This is a genomic window from Coprococcus hominis (ex Arizal et al. 2022) (genome assembly GCF_040094675.1).
In the GTDB taxonomy this organism is placed as follows: domain Bacteria; phylum Bacillota; class Clostridia; order Lachnospirales; family Lachnospiraceae; genus Coprococcus_C; species Coprococcus_C hominis.
In genome coordinates, this window is sequence record NZ_JBBNHG010000041.1 from 1 (window position 1) to 18,911 (window position 18,911).

Annotated in this window: 21 protein-coding genes and 2 tRNA genes; 1 reads left to right on the plus strand and 22 read right to left on the minus strand. The window is 45.3% G+C overall.

Annotated elements, in window-relative coordinates:
• Window positions 1–101: 101 nt before the first annotated feature.
• The 22 genes from AAAT93_RS12890 to AAAT93_RS12995 form a co-directional block, all read right to left on the minus strand.
• A tRNA-Ser gene (locus AAAT93_RS12890) sits at window positions 102–190 on the minus strand.
• Window positions 191–239: 49 nt separating this feature from the next.
• Window positions 240–325, minus strand: a tRNA-Ser gene (locus tag AAAT93_RS12895).
• An 89-nt stretch (window positions 326–414) separates the two neighbouring features.
• Window positions 415–1,134, minus strand: coding sequence for a 2-C-methyl-D-erythritol 4-phosphate cytidylyltransferase (gene ispD / locus AAAT93_RS12900; RefSeq protein WP_021986126.1), 720 nt, complete (start codon window positions 1,132–1,134; stop codon window positions 415–417).
• Window positions 1,134–2,153, minus strand: coding sequence for a tRNA (adenosine(37)-N6)-threonylcarbamoyltransferase complex transferase subunit TsaD (gene tsaD, locus AAAT93_RS12905; RefSeq protein WP_117780514.1), 1,020 nt, complete (start codon window positions 2,151–2,153; stop codon window positions 1,134–1,136). The genes ispD and tsaD overlap by 1 nt, the downstream gene beginning before the upstream one ends.
• Before the next feature lie 93 nt (window positions 2,154–2,246).
• On the minus strand, window positions 2,247–2,855 hold the full coding sequence (locus AAAT93_RS12910) for a DUF6715 family protein (protein ID WP_021986124.1): 609 nt from the start codon (window positions 2,853–2,855) through the stop codon (window positions 2,247–2,249).
• Between the two features lie 6 nt (window positions 2,856–2,861).
• Window positions 2,862–3,773, minus strand: a complete 912-nt coding sequence (locus AAAT93_RS12915) for a ribonuclease Z (protein WP_227573167.1) — start codon at window positions 3,771–3,773, stop codon at window positions 2,862–2,864.
• A gap of 1 nt (window position 3,774) precedes the next feature.
• Window positions 3,775–4,290: a ribosomal protein S18-alanine N-acetyltransferase gene (rimI, locus tag AAAT93_RS12920; RefSeq protein ID WP_227573168.1), complete on the minus strand. Its 516-nt coding sequence runs from the start codon at window positions 4,288–4,290 to the stop codon at window positions 3,775–3,777.
• A 3-nt stretch (window positions 4,291–4,293) separates the two neighbouring features.
• Window positions 4,294–5,010: a tRNA (adenosine(37)-N6)-threonylcarbamoyltransferase complex dimerization subunit type 1 TsaB gene (tsaB, locus tag AAAT93_RS12925; protein ID WP_227573169.1), complete on the minus strand. Its 717-nt coding sequence runs from the start codon at window positions 5,008–5,010 to the stop codon at window positions 4,294–4,296.
• Window positions 5,007–5,450: a tRNA (adenosine(37)-N6)-threonylcarbamoyltransferase complex ATPase subunit type 1 TsaE gene (tsaE, locus tag AAAT93_RS12930; RefSeq protein ID WP_331682247.1), complete on the minus strand. Its 444-nt coding sequence runs from the start codon at window positions 5,448–5,450 to the stop codon at window positions 5,007–5,009. Before tsaE ends, tsaB begins: the two co-directional genes overlap by 4 nt.
• On the minus strand, window positions 5,434–5,973 hold the full coding sequence (locus AAAT93_RS12935) for a YcxB family protein (protein ID WP_117780509.1): 540 nt from the start codon (window positions 5,971–5,973) through the stop codon (window positions 5,434–5,436). Before AAAT93_RS12935 ends, tsaE begins: the two co-directional genes overlap by 17 nt.
• A 20-nt stretch (window positions 5,974–5,993) precedes the next feature.
• Window positions 5,994–6,476 (minus strand): deoxycytidylate deaminase, encoded by a 483-nt coding sequence (locus tag AAAT93_RS12940; RefSeq protein ID WP_118734952.1) that lies wholly within the window; start codon window positions 6,474–6,476, stop codon window positions 5,994–5,996.
• A gap of 98 nt (window positions 6,477–6,574) precedes the next feature.
• The gene (locus AAAT93_RS12945; protein WP_227573170.1) at window positions 6,575–7,786 is read right to left on the minus strand and encodes a homoserine dehydrogenase; all 1,212 of its coding nucleotides are present in this window, start codon (window positions 7,784–7,786) and stop codon (window positions 6,575–6,577) included.
• Entirely contained in the window at window positions 7,783–8,268 is a 486-nt protein-coding gene (locus tag AAAT93_RS12950) for a chemotaxis protein CheW (RefSeq protein ID WP_182432432.1), read from the minus strand. Before AAAT93_RS12950 ends, AAAT93_RS12945 begins: the two co-directional genes overlap by 4 nt.
• A 29-nt stretch (window positions 8,269–8,297) precedes the next feature.
• Window positions 8,298–9,417, minus strand: a protein-coding gene (prfB, locus tag AAAT93_RS12955) for a peptide chain release factor 2 (RefSeq protein WP_117780505.1) whose coding sequence is annotated in 2 segments (ribosomal slippage) — window positions 8,298–9,341 and window positions 9,343–9,417 — 1,119 coding nt in all. Because the reading frame shifts where the segments join, the coding sequence is not laid out codon by codon here.
• Between the two features lie 30 nt (window positions 9,418–9,447).
• A complete protein-coding gene (gene secA, locus AAAT93_RS12960; protein WP_118374617.1) occupies window positions 9,448–12,021 on the minus strand; it encodes a preprotein translocase subunit SecA in 2,574 nt (857 codons plus the stop codon).
• A gap of 194 nt (window positions 12,022–12,215) precedes the next feature.
• Window positions 12,216–12,743 (minus strand): ribosome hibernation-promoting factor, HPF/YfiA family, encoded by a 528-nt coding sequence (gene hpf / locus AAAT93_RS12965; protein ID WP_021986112.1) that lies wholly within the window; start codon window positions 12,741–12,743, stop codon window positions 12,216–12,218.
• A gap of 221 nt (window positions 12,744–12,964) precedes the next feature.
• Window positions 12,965–14,275 (minus strand): NlpC/P60 family protein, encoded by a 1,311-nt coding sequence (locus tag AAAT93_RS12970; protein ID WP_021986111.1) that lies wholly within the window; start codon window positions 14,273–14,275, stop codon window positions 12,965–12,967.
• A gap of 311 nt (window positions 14,276–14,586) precedes the next feature.
• Window positions 14,587–15,597: an Rpn family recombination-promoting nuclease/putative transposase gene (locus tag AAAT93_RS12975; protein WP_021986110.1), complete on the minus strand. Its 1,011-nt coding sequence runs from the start codon at window positions 15,595–15,597 to the stop codon at window positions 14,587–14,589.
• A 179-nt stretch (window positions 15,598–15,776) separates the two neighbouring features.
• Window positions 15,777–16,247 carry a hypothetical protein gene (locus AAAT93_RS12980; RefSeq protein WP_147354347.1) on the minus strand — a complete coding sequence of 157 codons (471 nt, stop codon included), beginning with the start codon at window positions 16,245–16,247 and terminating at the stop codon, window positions 15,777–15,779.
• On the minus strand, window positions 16,240–16,377 hold the full coding sequence (locus tag AAAT93_RS12985; RefSeq protein ID WP_182439258.1) for a hypothetical protein: 138 nt from the start codon (window positions 16,375–16,377) through the stop codon (window positions 16,240–16,242). Before AAAT93_RS12985 ends, AAAT93_RS12980 begins: the two co-directional genes overlap by 8 nt.
• Before the next feature lie 85 nt (window positions 16,378–16,462).
• Window positions 16,463–17,638 carry a sugar transporter gene (locus AAAT93_RS12990; protein WP_021986107.1) on the minus strand — a complete coding sequence of 392 codons (1,176 nt, stop codon included), beginning with the start codon at window positions 17,636–17,638 and terminating at the stop codon, window positions 16,463–16,465.
• A gap of 160 nt (window positions 17,639–17,798) precedes the next feature.
• On the minus strand, window positions 17,799–17,990 hold the full coding sequence (locus AAAT93_RS12995; RefSeq protein WP_021986106.1) for a YjfB family protein: 192 nt from the start codon (window positions 17,988–17,990) through the stop codon (window positions 17,799–17,801).
• A gap of 205 nt (window positions 17,991–18,195) precedes the next feature.
• Between AAAT93_RS12995 and AAAT93_RS13000 the strand changes: the two genes are divergently transcribed.
• Window positions 18,196–18,909, plus strand: a complete 714-nt coding sequence (locus AAAT93_RS13000; protein ID WP_182439259.1) for a LytR/AlgR family response regulator transcription factor — start codon at window positions 18,196–18,198, stop codon at window positions 18,907–18,909.
• Window positions 18,910–18,911: the final 2 nt, after the last annotated feature.

Genomic DNA, 18,911 nt, shown 5'->3' on the forward strand with positions numbered 1-18,911 from the left:
GATTTGTATCAAATCCTTGAAAATATCTTAAAGAAATTTTCAGGGTTAACATGTTATTAATTTGTCAAAGGTTCGTTTTGATCTAGGCTAGGTAAATCAAACGGAGAAGGAGGGATTTGAACCCTCGCGCCGCTATTAACGACCTACTCCCTTTCCAGGGGAGCCCCTTCAGCCGCTTGGGTACTTCTCCACAAGCGCCTAAATCGACGGGATACGTTCGACCTGTCGAATGTATCGAACGGAGAGGGTGGGATTCGAACCCACGCGCCCTTGCGGACAAACGGTTTTCAAGACCGCCTCGTTATGACCACTTCGATACCTCTCCATATTTTAATTTTTTTCAATTAAAAATCGCTGTTTGTATCAGCGACTTTGTTATCTTATCAAAAAGTCCTATACTTGTCAACAGATTTTTTAAAATTTTTTCAAAGTTTTTTCGACAAAGATTTCTGCGATTGCCAGATCCTCCGGTGTGGTGATTTTGATGTTTTCATACGCACCTTCTACCACCTTGCAGCGCACCCCTGCATATTGTTCTACAAGCATCGTATCATCCGTTATATTGTGGGTGTCTCCATTTCTTTTTGCCTCGTACATTGTCTCATAAGCCCGACGAAGCAATGGTACCTGAAATGTCTGCGGTGTCTGAATCTGGTATACAAATTTTCGTTCCGGCGTCTCTACCCCATAATGATCTGTATCCACAATCTTGATCGTATCCTTTGCAGGAACGCCGACCGTACAGGCTCCGCATTCTCTTGCACACGCAATTGAAGCCGATATCATTTCTGCTGTCACGAACGGACGCGCACCATCATGGATCAGCACAATATCGTTTTCTCCCTCTGCTCCAATCGCAGATAATCCCTGATAAACGGAATCATAGCGTTCTTTTCCACCGATACAGATATCCCGAACCTTTGCAAACTGATACCGTTCCGCCAGTTCTTTCTGGCAATGTTCTACAAATTCTTCCTTTGTCACAAGCACTATCGAATCTACTTCGGGATGCTCATCAAAAGCCCGCAACGAATAATACAGCACTTCATGCCCTGCGACTTCCAGAAATTGCTTTGCCTTTTCACTTTTCATACGGCTGCCAACGCCTGCCGCAAGTACGATTGCTGTTACCATTATCTGCGTTCCCCAATCTTTAAGTTCGGTATTGCATTCAGATCCAGTCCATCCCGGATGCCCGCCATATAATTATGATAGCCCGCCACACCGATCATCGCTGCATTATCTGTACAAAAGATTGGCGATGGATAGTAAAACTGCAAGCCCTGTTCAGATGCCACACGCTGCATATTCTCCCGAAGGGAGCTGTTCGATGCCACGCCTCCGGCTAACGCCAGCTTCTTACAGCCATATGCTTTTGCCGCGCGCACCGAATTGTCGGTCAGAACATCCACAACCGCTTGTTGAAACGAAGCAGCCACATCTGCCCGGTTGATCTCCTGATGTTTCATCTCACAGCCGTTCAGGTAATTCAGCACTGCGGATTTCAAGCCACTGAAAGAAAAATCATACGGTGCATCTTCCATAAATGCACGTGGGAAATGAATTGCCTCTTTATTGCCCTCTTTGGCAAGCTTGTCAATCTTCGGTCCGCCCGGATATCCAAGTCCGATTGCACGTGCGACCTTGTCAAATGCCTCGCCCGCTGCATCATCTCTTGTCCGTCCTACAATCTCAAACGTCGTATAGTCCTTCACATAGACCAGATGGGAATGTCCACCGGAAGCTACCATGCACATAAATGGAGGTTCCAGATCCGGATGCTCAATATAATTCGCCGCAATGTGTCCCTCGATATGATGCACACCAACCAGCGGTTTCTTCTTTGCATAAGCAACCGCCTTTGCCGCACTCACACCAACCAGAAGTGCACCTACCAGTCCTGGTCCATACGTCACTGCCACGGCATCGATATCGTCCCATGTCACATGTGCTTCCTCAATTGCCGCACGAATCACCTGATTGACTTTCTCCACATGCTTCCGCGATGCAATCTCCGGCACTACGCCGCCATACAGCTTGTGAAGTTCAATCTGTGAATAGATAATATTTGATTTTACTTCTCTTCCATCGACAACAATCGCTGCTGCCGTCTCATCGCAGGATGATTCAATTGAAAGTATCGTTGTACTCATAATGTTTCCTCTTTTTCTTGTTGCATCGCTTTCATGCAACCTTTCTTATTCTATCTGGTTATGCAGTTATCTCACGCATACCACTTTCGTTTCTTACTCTGCCGCCTGCGTCGTCGCAGAACCGCTCGGTAACTGGGATTCTGTCCAGCCATAGATCTTCCACTGGTCATTTTCCTTTACCATCGCATACTGACGGTAAAAATAACCTAGATTGTCGCCGGTGTTGATCGTAATACACACTTCCAGCGACGCCATATCTTTTCCATCTTTTGTGAAATACTGCACCTGACTTGCTTCTGGAAGTTCACACATCTTGTATGTATATCCCTGTTCCTTTACTGCCTCGATGTCCTTCTGCAGATTCGCCAGACTGTCACTCTCCGGATTCGCCACGAGCAGATCCATACAATATAACTGCCGCACCTTTTTATTCATGGCATCCAGTTCATCGTCTGCCAGTTTCTGTCCATAAAACGCCTTAAAATAGCGGTTATGCAGCTTCGCCACATCCCGCGGTGTCTTCGGATATTCCGCCGCCATATCATACTCCATCAATGCTTCCACTTCGGTCTTTTGCGACGTGCTTCGCTGAATCGAAGAACGGTTACTCAGATGATTGAAGTACCACAGCACCAGCACGACAAGTAACACCGCTATGATAATGCCTTTGATTGTCACTTCTTTTTTCTTATTTTTTGCCATACAGCATCAATCCTCTTCAAAATTCAAAACCTTTTCTGTGCGATCCTTCGCGATATATCCCTGTGGAAATATCGACTGTACCATCGCCTCGAATTCCTTCGGACGATTCGTCGCCGGACTGTAATGTGTCAGCCACATTTCATGTACCTGTGCTTCCTTCGCAAGCTCCGCAGCCTCCCGCATCATCATGTGCTTATGCTCCTTTGCCTTTGAAAGCTTCTCCTCCTCGCCATACATGCCCTCGCAGATAAATAAGTCCGCATCTTTCGCGCACTCCGCGATTGCATCTACCGGGCGGGTATCAGTACAATACGTGACTTTCAAACCCTTCCGTGGGCTTCCCATAACCATATCGCTTGTATAGACATTTCCTTCATAATCAACTGTCTCGCCTTTTTGCAGCAGACTCCAATACTGTACCGGAAGTCCTAACGCCCTAGCACGTGCAGCATCGAATTTGCCGGCGCGATCAAGCTCGATATTATACCCATAACAGGTCACACGATGATTCACACGGAATGCCTGAATCCGCAAACCGCAGATCTCAATGACTTCCTCCGGCTGCTCCAGCTCAATGAATTTGATTTCAAACGGAAGCTCCGGTGCAATGATCCGAAGTGAATTGACCACGTGCTCCAGTCCCCTCGGTCCGATCATTGTCAAGGGCTCTGTCCGCTCGGCATTTCCCATCGTCAGAAGCATGCCCGGAAGTCCACTGATATGATCCGCATGGAAATGTGTGATGCAGATCACATCGATCGGCTTGAAGCTCCAGCCCTGCAAACGTATTTGATTTTGTGTACCCTCGCCGCAATCGATCAGGATACTGCTTCCATTGTACCGCACCATCAGTGAGGTCAACGCTCTGTACGGAAGCGGCAGCATACCGCCCGTTCCAAGCAAACATAACTCTAACATTCTATTCTCCGTTTTCTGTAAATGCTATCTCATAGATATCTGCATCCTCGTCTGGATGCTTATAATAATTCTTCCGGCAGGCAAGGAGATGATATCCATTTTTCTCATACAAATGCTTTGCCGCACCATTTCCATGCCGTACTTCCAGCAAACCGCGCACAGCATCTATCCGTGCAAATGCAAGATAAGCATCCATCAGTAGCTGTCCAATCCCATCTTTCCGGCATTCCGGGTTGACCGCAATACGCAGCAATTCCGTCTCGTCACCAAGTACATTTGCAAGCAGATACCCACAAGGTATACCTGCGTCATCCTCTGCAAGCCATAAATGATTGTAGCTTTGCGCAAGGGAATCTGCCACCATCGCTTCTGTCCATGCATCGTCAAATGAGTCTTGTTCCATCTGCGCTACGCGCTGTGCATATGCATTCGACGTTCCCGCCGCCAGCACACACGAGTTCTGATTCTCATCGACTGCTTGTTCTGTAATTTCACAGTTATAATAAACAATCTTCAACTTCTACGCCTGTCCTTCTGCCGCAAGCTTTTCCTCGCGTTCCCGCTCTGCCTGCGATTTGCGCAGATAAATCGGAATCAGATCATCTGCAGGTTCCTGTTTTCCCTGCTTGAAATACTCTGCGCCAAGACTTGCAACCGCTGACGCACGCTGACGGTTCAGGTGTGCCGGTGCGAATGCATATGGTACCTGCATGCATTCTGCAAGTACAGACGCGTAAACCGGACAGCCATCTCCAAGGAAGATCACTTCGCGTCCCATCGCATTTAACTTCTCCGCAAGCGCCCGGATATCCATTGCGGATTGATCCAGAAGTACCTGCATGCCATCCTTCGTAAATTCATAAATGCCTGTATAAACCTGACTTCTTCTCGCATCCATGATCGGGCAGATCAGCTTATCGCTGCCCCACAGATTATACGCAAGCCCGTGACAGGTTGGTACCGAGATAACCGGCTTCTCAAGTGCAAGCCCTAGTCCCTTCACCGTCGCCGCACCGATCCGGAGTCCTGTGAAAGAACCCGGTCCCGCTGCAACTGCAATCGCATCAATCGTATTCAAATCTAACTCTGTCATCTTCACGATCTCATCCAACATCGGAAGCAATGTCTGCGAATGTGTCTTTTTATAATTTACTGAATATTCCGCTACCAGCAGGTCATCCTCGACAAGTGCCACACTTGCCACCATGCCGGAGCTGTCAACACCTAAGATTCTCATCTTGTTATCTCCTCAACTAAAACTGTTCGATAGTCGAACCCTTTTTCGACGTCTTTTTTTATCGTCACTTTCTTATATTGCGGCGGCAATATATCGTAAATCAGTTCCGCCCACTCGATCAGGCAGACACCATCACCGTCAATTGCTTCATAATAGCCGATCTCATCCATCTCATCGTCACTGCCAATCCGGTAGACATCGAAATGATAAAACGGCATACGCCCTTCGTCATATTCCTTTAATATCGTAAATGTCGGGCTGCTGATTGGCTCCTTCACGCCAAGTCCTGCACCAAAGCCCTGTGAGAATACAGTCTTGCCGCATCCAAGATCACCATACAGACAATACACCTCGCCCGGCTTTGCCTGTGCCGCAAGCTCTTTGCCGATTGCAAAGGTTTCTTCTGCGCTGAAACTTTCTCTTTTATATACCTTTTCCACTTTGATACCTCTTCAAACTTCTGCTGACTCTTGGCTTGTATCCTGCTGTGAAATTCACAACTGATGCCAGAATCTTACCCTTATCGTCGCCCAACTGATCGAGCGGAATCACAAATGCATGCATCCGGTTTGTATAAACCGCAAGCATATATTTCGTCATAAGCAGGCGGTACACGCCTTTCCATTCCAGATCCATATGTTCTTCGCCCTGCGACACACCGATTCCATCATCGCCAAATGTATAGACAAGCGGTTGCTTATACGAAGGGCTTGTCTTCAACTGCTTAAATGTCTTGAATGCAAGTGAGAGTGGATTGATCACGGTAAACATCAACGCCACGATAATGAAAATCGCTTTCTGTCTGCCCGATGTCGTGTTCCAGCCGATCACAAGCATCACAATCGCGCCAAAGCTCAGCACCAATCCTAAAATTCCACTCATACTTCGATAGTTTGTATTCATTACATAACTGAACAATGCCGGAAATGTCATATTTACACTTTTTGTCTTTGCTTCTGTCATAATTTCCTCCGGTCAGATCTTTATAATTCAAATTCAATCTTCTTGTGCTTATTCTCGTACTCGGTGTATTTGACACCCGCCATCTCAAACATCTTCTTCGATGCCATCGTGCTGTCCGAATCTGCATATTTATCGGACATATAGATCACTTCTTTGATTCCCGACTGGATGATTGCCTTCGCGCATTCATTGCACGGGAACAAGGTTACATAGCAGCGGGAACCGCGCAACGTACCGCCACCACGGTAATTCAAAATCGCATTTAACTCCGCATGGCAGACAAAGAAATATTTGCTCGCCATTCCTTCGCCTTCCCGGTCCCACGGCATCTCATCGTCGTTGCAACCGGACGGCATACCATTATAGCCTACGGTTAAGATTCGATTATCCTGATCCACGATACACGCGCCTACCTGTGTATTCGGATCTTTGCTGCGGTTCGCAGACATAATCGCAATCCCCATAAAATACTGATCCCATGTAATATAATCACTACGTTTCATAAACCGCACCTCACTTTACGAGCACATAAGAAAACAGCTGCATCACCGCATGGCAATGCAACTGTATTCTAACACATTTATTTTTGTTTGTCACTTTATTATAATGCAGTGCGGATGCGCATGATCATATCAACCTGCTTGCTCTTCTCCTCAAATGCACCCTCGGTCAGTTTGTCTGTCAGGAATGCATATTCCCCGCTCACATCTGCAAGTGTCACATACTCAACCTCACCGAAGACCTTCTCGATCGTCTCCTTGGATGTTGTGTCTGCCACGCGGACGAAGAACCGGCATGCGAAGTTTGCTCTGTCGCCAAGCTCCACCTTATCCTGCTCCCAGATTGTCATGATATTTGTACCCTGATGCTTCACGGCATCAACGACATCGGCTACAACTGCACTTGCAGTTGGAAGCTTACCGGCGCCCTTGCCATAGAACATTGTATCGCCAAGCATATTTCCATTCACGAAAATACCGTTGAATACGCCATTGACATGTCCGAGCGGATGATCGCTGTCGATCATAAACGGTGCAACCATCGAATAAATCTTGCCGTCATCTTCCCATTTGCTTGTACCAAGCAGCTTGATGCTTGCATGCAGCGCCTTTGCATACTCGATGTCTGTCTTTGTAATCTTCGTAATACCCTCTGTATAGATATCCCGATAATCCACCTGCTTGCCTAATGCAAGGGATGTCAGAATTGCAATCTTACGGCAGGCGTCATAGCCTTCCACGTCGGCTTCCGGATTACGCTCTGCATAGCCCTTCTCCTGTGCACGCTTCAGCACTTCCTCGAAAGACTTGCCCTCGTCTGTCATCTTCGACAGAATATAGTTTGTTGTACCATTTAAAATACCAGTAATCTCTGTGATCTCATCTGCAGTCAGAGACTGGTTCAACGGACGAATGATTGGAATACCACCGCCAACGCTTGCCTCAAACAGGAAGTTTACATTGTTTGCCTTTGCGATTGCCAGAAGCTCTGCACCGTGTGCTGCAACCAACTCTTTGTTGGAGGTACAAACACTCTTACCTGCCTCTAATGCCTGCTTCGTGAAATCATACGCCGGCTTAATGCCTCCCATTACTTCTACGATAATCTTCACTTCCGGATCGTTTACAATCACGCTGTAATCATGTACAAGCACCTTCTCGACCGGATCTCCGGGGAAATCTCTCAAGTCAAGAACGTACTTGATATTTACCTCCTGTCCGGCACGCTTATTAATACTTGCGTGATTCTTGTTGATTACCTCTACAACTCCGGAACCTACCGTACCGTAGCCAAGCACTGCAATGTTAATCATTTTCCGCTCATCTCCTTTTCTAATGCGTCTTCAATCTGTCCGAATTCGTGATCGGACATCAATGTGTCAACCGCGATACTGATCACGATTTCCTCCTGATTGGATTCCGGCAGCGTCAGTTTTACAACATCCTCTAAATATCCGGTCTCCTCTGTATGTACAACCATCGGAATCTGTTTAATGTCCTCTTCCTCTACATTTACAATTCCGAGCACGGTGTCCACCTCAATCGCAAGCTTCATACCGTGTGTCTCCGTGATCAAAAGCTGCGTGTCTGCTGCCTCCTCCGGCATTCCAAACAGTCGTTTCAGACTGAACACCGGAATCACTTCATTCCTCAGATGAATAATTCCCTTGATGCATGCAGGTCCCATCGGCACGGGTACCACATGATACACATACTCTATGCCATTGATCTTCGTCAGCTTCATGCTGTATTTCTGATCATTTAAGCGAAACACAATGTACTTCGTCACTGCCATGCACATTCCTCCTTATTTCGTAGGACGGATTATTCCGTCTCTTCCTTCGTGTTAATCCATTTCAAATACGCACTGATAAATCCATCAATGCCGCCATCTAATACCGCCTGTGCGTTGCTGCACTCAAAGCCGGTTCGCGCATCCTTCACCATCGTGTACGGCTGCAGAACATAATTTCGAATCTGACTTCCCCAGCCATTGTCAGTCACTTCTCCACGAATGCCCGCGAGCTTGGCTTTGTTTTCTTCTTCTTTCATCATAAAGAGCTTCGCTGTCAGCATCTTCATCGCGGTATCCTTGTTGCTGTGCTGGGATCGCTCATTCTGACATTGTACCACAATTCCAGTCGGGATATGCGTGATACGGATTGCAGAACTTGTCTTGTTGATATGCTGTCCACCGGCACCGCTTGAACGATACGTATCGATTCGCAGATCTTCTGGATTGATCTCTACATGGATGCTATCATCCAGTTCCGGCATCACATCGACCGCCGCAAAGCTGGTCTGCCGTTTGCCTGCCGCATTAAATGGCGAAATACGAACCAGACGGTGCACACCTTTCTCGGATTTCAGATATCCATACGCATGCAACCCATTTACCTGAAATGTTACGGATTTGATACCCGCTTCCTCACCATCCAGATAGTCGAGAACTTCTACCGAGAAACCTTTCTTCTCCGCAAACCGCGTATACATACGATATAACATCTGTGCCCAATCGCACGCTTCCGTGCCACCAACACCCGCGTGAATCGTCACGATCGCGTTATTCGCATCATATTCTTCTGAAAGTAACGTATCAATACGGAACTCTTCGAATTTCTCTTCAAACGACGCAAGCTCATTTCCAATCTCTTCGACAAGGCTCGCATCATTTTCTTCTTCTGCCATCTCAATCAAAGTCCCAATATCTTCATACTGGTTCGAAAGCGTTTCAAATTCCTCGATCGTATCTTTCAGATTCTTTAATTCCTTCATTACCTGCTGACTATGTTCTACATCATCCCAGAACCCCGGCTGTTCCAGCATCGGCTCTAACTGCCTAATGCGTAACTGTTTGCCAGCGATGTCAAAGTGAATCCCTCACTTCCGCAAGTGGAGTTTTATATTCATTCAGAGTAAAGCGAAACTGATCTAACTCTATCACTTCCGTCACCACCTCTCAAAATTAATCAAATTATAAGTTTCTGCCGCAGCACATCTTGTATTTCTTGCCGCTGCCGCAAGGACATGGATCGTTACGGCCAATCTTTGCGCTCTCGCGGCGGACTGGTCCTTTCTTTACGGAATCATCCTTGTTCGTTCCGGTTACCTTCGCAACCTCTTCACGTTCTACCTTCTGCTCGATCTTCACATGGAGCAGCATACGAACCGTATCCTCACGGATGGATGCTGTCATCTCATTGAACATATCGAAACCAGCAAACTTGTACTCAACAACCGGGTCCTTGCTGCCGTATGCCTGCAGGGTAATACCCTGACGAAGCTGTGTCATGTCGTCCAAATGCGCCATCCATTTCTTATCGATGACCTTCAGCAGTACGACACGCTCGATCTCACGGAAATGCTCTGGCTCTGGGAACTCCGCTTCCTTCGCTTCGTATACCTTAGCCGCTTCTTCCTTGATTCTCTGCTTAAACTTATCCAGCTTGCCGGACTTCTTTTCTTCCTCTGTCAGCTCGATTGGCTCCATCGGAATAATCGGAATCAAAAGCTGGTTCAGCTCGCCAATCTGCCACTCACTTGGAGCAAGATCAGCGGAACACGTCTTATCAATATAACTCTCAACCGTATCCTGAATAAACTTGAAGATAACATCACGCATATTCTCGCCATCCAGTACACGGCGACGCTCTGCGTAGATAACTTCACGCTGGTCATTGTTGACCTGATCGTATTCCATCAGATTCTTACGGATTGCAAAGTTGTTACTCTCAATCTTCATCTGCGCTTTCTCTACGAACTTGGAGATTGTCTTATGCTGGATCTCCTCGCCCTCTGGAATCTTCAATGCATCGTAAACTGCCTTTACCTTCTCGGAACCGAACAGACGCATCAGATCGTCGTCCAGAGACAGATAGAACTTGGATTCACCCGGATCGCCCTGACGTCCGGCACGACCACGCAGCTGGTTATCAATTCGACGGGACTCATGACGCTCTGTACCAATGATCTTCAGACCACCGAGTTCTGCCACGCCCTCGCCAAGCTTGATATCGGTACCACGACCAGCCATGTTGGTTGCGATCGTAACTGCACCACGCTGTCCGGCATCGGCAACGATCTCAGCCTCTAACTCATGGAACTTCGCATTCAATACCTTGTGCTGGATGCCGCGCTTTGTGAGCATACGACTCAGTTCCTCGGATGCATCAATCGTGATTGTACCAACCAGTACCGGCTGTCCCTTATCATGCGCTTCCACAACCGCCTGTACGATTGCATTCAGTTTTTCTTTCTTTGTCTTAAAAATAGAATCGTGATGATCAATACGCTGTACCGGCAGGTTTGTCGGAACAACGACAACGTCCATGCCGTAGATCTCACGGAACTCTTCTTCCTCTGTCAAAGCAGTACCTGTCATACCTGCCTTCTTCTTATATTTGTTGAAGAAGTTCTGGAAAGTAATCGTTGCCAGTGTACGACTCTCTCGTTTTACCTTTACGTTTTCCTTTGCCTCAATCGCCTGATGCAGACCGTCTGAGAAGCGACGTCCCGGCATGATACGTCCGGTAAACTCATCGACGATCAAAACCTCGTCATCCTTAACAACGTAATCTTTATCACGGAACATGAGCGCATGTGCACGCAATGCCATGATCATGTTGTGCTGGATATCAATATTATCTGCATCTGAGAAGTTGTCGATATGGAAGAACTGCTCAACTTCCTTGACACCCTGTGCAGTCAGTACAACCTGCTTGTCCTTCTCATCAACTAAGTAATCTCCATCTTCCTCGATCTCTGTACCCATGATGGCATCGAGCTTACTGATTTCCATCGAAGCAGTACCACGCTTCATACGGCGTGCGAGATAATCGCACATCTTGTACAGATCGGTAGACTTTCCACTCTGACCGGAAATAATCAATGGGGTACGTGCCTCATCAATCAATACGGAATCGACCTCATCGACGATCGCATAATGCAGATCACGCTGTACGAGCTGTTCCTTGTAGATTACCATGTTGTCACGCAGGTAATCGAAACCAAGCTCGTTATTTGTAACATATGTAATGTCGCAGTTATAAGCGGCACGTCTTGCATCGTTTTTATCACTGTTTAAGATCACACCTACCGTCAGTCCGAGGAATTCGTGTACCTGTCCCATCCACTCAGCATCACGCTTTGCCAGATAGTCGTTGACAGTTACGATATGAACACCCTTTCCTTCGAGTGCATTCAAATATGCAGGAAGCGTAGAAACCAATGTCTTACCTTCACCAGTACGCATCTCCGGGATACGTCCCTGATGCAGCAGGATACCACCGATCAGCTGCACGCGGTAATGTTTCATATGAAGAACACGGTCTGCTGCCTCACGGACAACAGCAAATGCTTCTGGAAGCAGATCATCCAGTGTCTCGCCCTTTTCAAGACGTTCCTTGAACTCTGGTGTCTTTGCCTTCAGCTCTTCATCACTTAACGCCTGCATGGTTGAATCCAGCGCTTCAATCTTATCTACAATCGGATATATTTTCTTTAGCTCTTTATCGCTATGTGTTCCAAACACTTTTTCAAATAAGCTCATTTCTTACCTCCCTGAGCGTAACTCATTCTAATACCACAACTTGTAATATAACATTAAATGGTAGGTAACGCAAGAAGTTTCCATGTCAGAAATACTATTCCCATATAGAAAATATCCTATAATAACAAATATCCCGGAGACCTTCGTCTCCGGGATACCGTTTTTTCATAACCCTCTATACATAACTGAAACTGTTAAAATTCTGGCTCGATCAATCCGAATGTATTGCCTCTACGCTTGTAGACTACATTTACCTTGTCTGTCTCTGCGTTACGGAATACGAAGAAATTATGTCCAAGCAGATCCATCTGGATGCATGCATCCTCCGGATACATAGGTTCTAACACAACCTTCTTGCTACGGATAATCTGGACATCCTCATCCTCAAGTCCTTCTACATCGAAGAAATCGTTGTTGATATAACCGGAATTCTGTTCCTTGTCCAAAATACGCTTCTTATGGCGTGTTACCTGACGTTCGATAATCTCCACAACCAAATCGATGGATACATACATATTATCGCTCGCCTGTTCTGCACGAATCGTATGTCCCTTCATCGGGATCGTAACCTCAATCTTCTGACGGTCCTTATCTACCGAAAGTGTAACCTGTGCTGCTGTGTCTTCACCGAAGAACTTCTCGATTCTCTCAAGCTTCTCGTAAATCGCCTGCTTCAGTGCGTCTGTAACCTCAATGTTCTTTCCACTTATGATGTAATTCATATGCCCCAGCTCCTTTACGTCGAACTATAGAAAATAAAAAATGTGCGTGAAGCACATGTACTTTCTATGTTTAGTATTATAGCACACCCAACCCCTGTTTGGGAAGTGATTTTTCGTCAAAATATACAAAAATTCACATTTTTTTGATAACGGAAAAGGGCACCCTCGATTCTTACCGAAAATGCCCTTTCAAACACATTATAGAAAGTATTACTAATTTCCTAATTTACAATTCTGCAAGCCTTAAATGGTGTACTGTAATTTACATTTGAGATCTTGATTCCTGTACGGCTGCTGCTTGCATGTACGATCTGTCCATTTCCAATATAGATACCTACGTGCTCGCAGGAACCTGTACCGTGATCGTAGAATACCAGATCACCAGGTGCCAATGCTGCAAGGCTGACTGCTGTACCTGCATTACTCTGTGGTGTACATGTACGAGGAAGTGAATATCCAAAGTTCTTATATACACTCTGTACGAATCCGGAACAATCCGCTCCGTTTGTCAAGCTTGTACCGCCCCATACATATGGGTTTCCAACGAACTGACATGCAAAGTTTGCAATCTGCTGTCCAAGATCTGAGGTTGGAGCTTCTGTCACTGGTGCTTCTGTTGTAGGAGCCTCTGTCGTAGGAGCTTCCGTTGTTGGTGCTTCCGTTGTCGTTGTATCCTGTGCCGGTGCACTTACTGCCTTTGCTGTTGGCATATTATAAGAAATAGTTATGTACTCATTCTTTACATATCCTGTCACAGTGTCAAGCTGGATCTTTGTCCATGCATCTCCTGTCTCTACGATCGGATAAGATTCTCCCTGTGCCAGAAGTGTGATGCTCTCGCTGTCTGTGCTTGCTGCACTACGAAGCTTCAATGCCGCTGTATTTACAACTGCAACCTTCGAGAGATTTGCGCTTGCATAGCTTGCTGCATCCCCTTCAAATGCTAACAAATCATTTCTGATATATCCATCTACATTTCCTGATGTGATATGGGACCATGTATCACCTTTTTCTACGATGTTTACAAGTCCGCCTGCATCAATCGTTCCAACCTTTGCTGCATTCACATCACCAGACTGACGAATATTTACGGAACCAGATGCTGTGACGATTGCCTTTCCTGTGAAATCCATAACCGGTGATGCTGCCGCCTCAGATGCTTCCTGTACAGGTGCTTCTGTCGTTGGCTCTTCCGTTGCCGGTGCCTCCGTTGTTTCCTCGGAAGGAACTTCTGCGATTTCTCCTGTTACCTTTGCAATCTCCTGAATCTCGCCTGTTGCTACTGCGTCGGTTGCTGTTGCCTCTGCAACAACTGCAGCCGGTGCTGTTGCATCCTCCGGAGTGGCGTCTGCTGTAAATACGTCTCCTCCATTTTCTTCAATATAGTGATCTACGATCGATGTAATACTGACGTTAGCATCGGTATATACAAACTCATCTGCCAACGCGGTATATGTGTATGTACCCATGGACGAAGCGAAAATGCAACCTGCCGCCGCTACCGCCAACCACTTTACGGATGGTCTTTTCATGTTCTTACCTCCAATTTGTTACAAATATGTTACAACTTATTACATTGCCCATTATAGCAACCTGTAATATTATTGTCAACCAGTTTTTGGATGTTTTTTCAAAAGTTCACAAATTCTTCGCATTTTCGCTACGTTTTTGAGTATTTTTCGATTTCATTTTCTGTAAACCTATTCTTTTTAATGGTTCACATAAAATTGTTACATTTTGTAACATTTCGAAATATTTGATACACGATATTGATGTTTTGACTTTAGAAATACAATATATAGAAAACGGCGCAGGATATCCTGCGCCATTTCTTATATACTTGTCACCAATATTGTTCTACGAGCTTCTGTGCTTCCTCCTCGGTTTTGTCATAGGATTCTATCAATTCCTGAACCGCCTGTTCCTTTGTGGGGCACAGCTTCTTTAGCAGTTTAAACATTGCTTTAACACTTTCTTCCAGTTCTTCCTCAGCCTTCTTCGTCTTTGCCCGCTCTTCCTGTATGTTCATTGGCTCCATATTCTCAAACCAGTTTCCCATGCTCTCGCCTCCGATCATTTTTCTCAAACAATCTGTCGCCTCAGAAACCGATACCTGCATCTTCATAAATAACGCCCACAGCGAATTTACAATGATCTGCACGATATTCTCCGATGCCCGCTCCATGATCTCGCGGATCTCATCCTGATTGGATCTGAGAAAATCTGTAAAATCCTGCGGTGTCTGGATGCGGTTTATCATCATCAAAAGCGACATTTCATCCTCATGAATCAGCAGCTCTTCGTTTGTATACTGGTGAACATTCACAAGCCGGTATGTAAAATCCGGTATATATGATGCAAAGATCTCATTCATAAACACCCGTTCTTTTACGTGCATAGCTGCTGTCCATTTTCCCGTGCCCTCATAATACACAATCGGGAACACCGGCGGATACCGGAACCCCTTCGTCTTAGAAATCCCCGGATGCGCTTTCTCCATCGTCTTTGCATAATCATCCCAGATACATACCGTGTAGCGAAGTAACTGCATACACACATTATAATCGACATCACTTTTATGTTCAATAAGGGAAACCATATAAAGCGGCATATCTTTCCGCATTTCTGGCAAATGGATCTTCTTCACGGTGTCCGTCTCAAATTCGATTCCCAAGTATGCCTGATACTTGTCCGTCACATCCTCGATATCCTCCGGCTGAACATTCTTTAAGATATCCAGATCTGCATAGTCGCGCAGAAACTGTGCACAAAGTACATGATTGCTGAATACCTGCCGGTTGTTGACATCCTTGACCTGTCCAATACGGATGTTTAATTTCTTTTCTTCTCCCATACGCTCCTCCTTTTTTGCAAGCAAAAAACTCCTGTTTTTCTCATTCATTCTGTTTTTACCAAACTATAAATAACGGGGAATTTCATAGATGAAATGAATATATAAAAGAGTATTTCCGACTGTTACCGAACTACGCCAGAACAACGATTCTCGACAACACATCCACCATAGCATAAGTTTTATAGAAATGTAAAGCGTAAGTTTGGAACATTTAGAAAAAGTGAGGAAATATGCGGGGTTGAGGGCAAAAAATATTTTGTTGATACTACCGGTAATAAAAAAACGGAATAGTCCTCGTTCGGTTCCCGTTTACGCGACATCAGCGACTCCTCCTGCAAGGTTCCATCAGGCTGTACAACATATCGGCAGTAATCCTCAAAGGTACTTTCATCCTGCATGCCATTGCACAAGTAAAGCGACGATTCGCCGTCCACCTGAAACAACGAATATACATTTCCTCCAGCAACCTGTGTCTCCCAATGATCTGCATAATAGATCTGCTTCGCAGCACCATTTTCGACCGTGAATATATTCAATGCATCATATTCCACATACTCTTCGGAATACGGTGATTTTTCTACAAATAGCAATTCCGGTACACCATCTCCGGTTACATCTGACACGATCATCTTCCTCCACCAGCTATCCAATTGCTGCCTGTATCTTTCTCTTTCCAGATGCAATCAGACTCTCGGCTGTCTGTTCGGTGCAGCCAACCGACTGTGCCTGCGCAATATCCCCCATAAGAGCGACCGCCTTACTGAGCTGCTTTACTACCATATATTCACATAAAATAAGCGATTGTATCCACTTGTGATACAACCGCTTACATGATATCTCATTTCAGAAAAAAGAGCAATCAATGTTACTTATTCTCCACCAGATTCTTCGACATACATGTCAGGAAGAATAACACAGAGACTGCCGCAAATGCAGCTCCTACAAAACCAATATGCGAGATTTGTCCCTTGTCACACACAATTCCACCAAGGAAGCTGCCTGCGCCGATACCGAAATTAAAGATACCGGAAAAAATCGACATTGCAACCGACGAGGACTGTTCATCCGTACAGCGGATCGTCTCTGACTGGAATGATACATTAAATACAAGTACTGTAATGCCCCATAAAGCACAAAGCGCCATTATAAATCCCGGCTGTCCTGCTGCAGGAAGCAGCAATAACAGTTCAACTGCCAACGAAATCATCACCGTACGTAAAAATCCATGCCGGTATTTGTCATAGAATTTCGAGAACAGAAAACTGCCGAGCAATCCTGCTGCACCAAACACAAACAATGTAATGGTGACTGTACTATTTCCCATGTGTGCGACCTGCTGCAGGAACGGATCGATATAACTATAGCTCGTATAATAGCCCACTACAAACAAAAATGTCTGAATATAGATGCAGACAAGTGCACGATTCTTAAATAGTTCTGGCAGCTGCTTCACACGGAACGGCTCGCCACACTCCATCTTCGGGAACAGGAATGCCATATATGTCAAAACAACGAATGTGATGATTGCCACGATCAAAAAGGCGATTCTCCATCCTGCATAATGTCCAATCATTTTTCCAAGCGGAAGTCCTGCAATCGTCGCAACCGAAGTACCTGTCACGACCATGCTGAGTGCTTTGGACTGATGTTCTTCCGATGCCATACGCACTGCAATCGGAGACGCAATCGACCAGAAAATCGCATGTGCACAGGCTACACCGATTCGGGACGCCATCAGCATGCCGTAGCTGTTTGACAACACGGTCAACACCTGACAGATTCCGAACAATGCAACTGTTCCCATAAATAACTTCTTATAATCAATCTTGCTCACGAGCAGCATGAGCGGCAGGGAAAGCAACATAACGATCCACGAATATACCGTGATCAACATGCCCGCCTTCGCCTCAGAAATTGAAAAGCTCTTTGCAATATCAGTCAGCAGACCGATTGGCATAAACTCGGATGTGTTAAAAATAAATGCTGAGACAGTCATTCCGATCAATGGAAGCCTCTCTTTGGACGTCATCTTCGTCTTCATCTTATACCTCTTATCTTAAATAAAATTCAACAAAACTAAGATGCATTGTACGCGATAGCTATATGAAAAACAAGACGTGGAATTATCATATTTTACATTTATTTGACGTTGATTCAAAAGAAAAAGTCCTGCACGCAAAATGCAGGACTTATCATATCATTTATAAACGGATATCAATGTTTGCACCGATGTTTGGATTCACAGACTGTTCCATCATCTGTGTAATCATCGCACCATTTGTCTCCACCGCATCCAGTGATTTTTTAAGCATCGCCATATCAATGGCATTCATACTTCCGGTATCACTGACTGCCAGCGTCAGATTTGAATTTCCGATTGCTGCTATATTCATATATATACCCTCCAATTTTGTCCAACCCAGACGTTCCAATATTGTTTATATCATAACGCTTTTTCTATAAAAAAGCAAACGCTTCTGTCATATTTTGTATGTTTTTAGCATGTTCTTTACCGAGTTTTCCATCAGCATCGAAAAAAGATTGACATTCAAATCACGCCGTATTTATAATGTACAGTCGTGTGAAAGGAGCTCCTTTATGGATGTTTTAATAGTAGAAGATGATCAGGAACAGTTAGATGGCATCGAATCCATCCTGCTCGAAAAATACGATCATATGAATTGCATAAAGGCAACCAATTACCAGCAGGCAACCCAATTGATGCACGCAAATAAAATCCAACTATTCCTATTGGATATCTCTCTTGGAGATGATGCTTCCGAGCAGGATGGCATCGCACTTGGAACACAGATTCGTTCCATGCAACGGTATGCAAAAACACCAATCCTGTATCTGACTGCATATTCCATGGATGCGCCACGTGCAATACATGCAACGAATTGTTATGATTTTCTGGTAAAGCCCTATAAGAAAGAAGATTTGTTATATACCATCGACAAGCTGATCCACAATCGTTTTCTGGACGTTACGCCCATAGAACTACGCGATGTCAATGGTATTTATTTTCGCGTTCTTCCAGAAAAGATCCTGTATATCGAAGCGGCTGGCAAGAACCTGACGATCTATGAGGAAAGCAATGTGATCAACACAAGCGGTATCCGTCTGAAAGAACTGATTGCACAGCTTCCGCCGAATTTCATCCAAAGTCATCGAAGCTTTATTGTAAACAGTGATTATGTGAACTCTTACGATCCGACCAACGCGCTTCTCTATCTGGGGAATCACAATATCTCGACCCCCGTCGGACGTAAATATAAAGATTATGTCAAAAAGATAATTAGCAGGGACTGAAA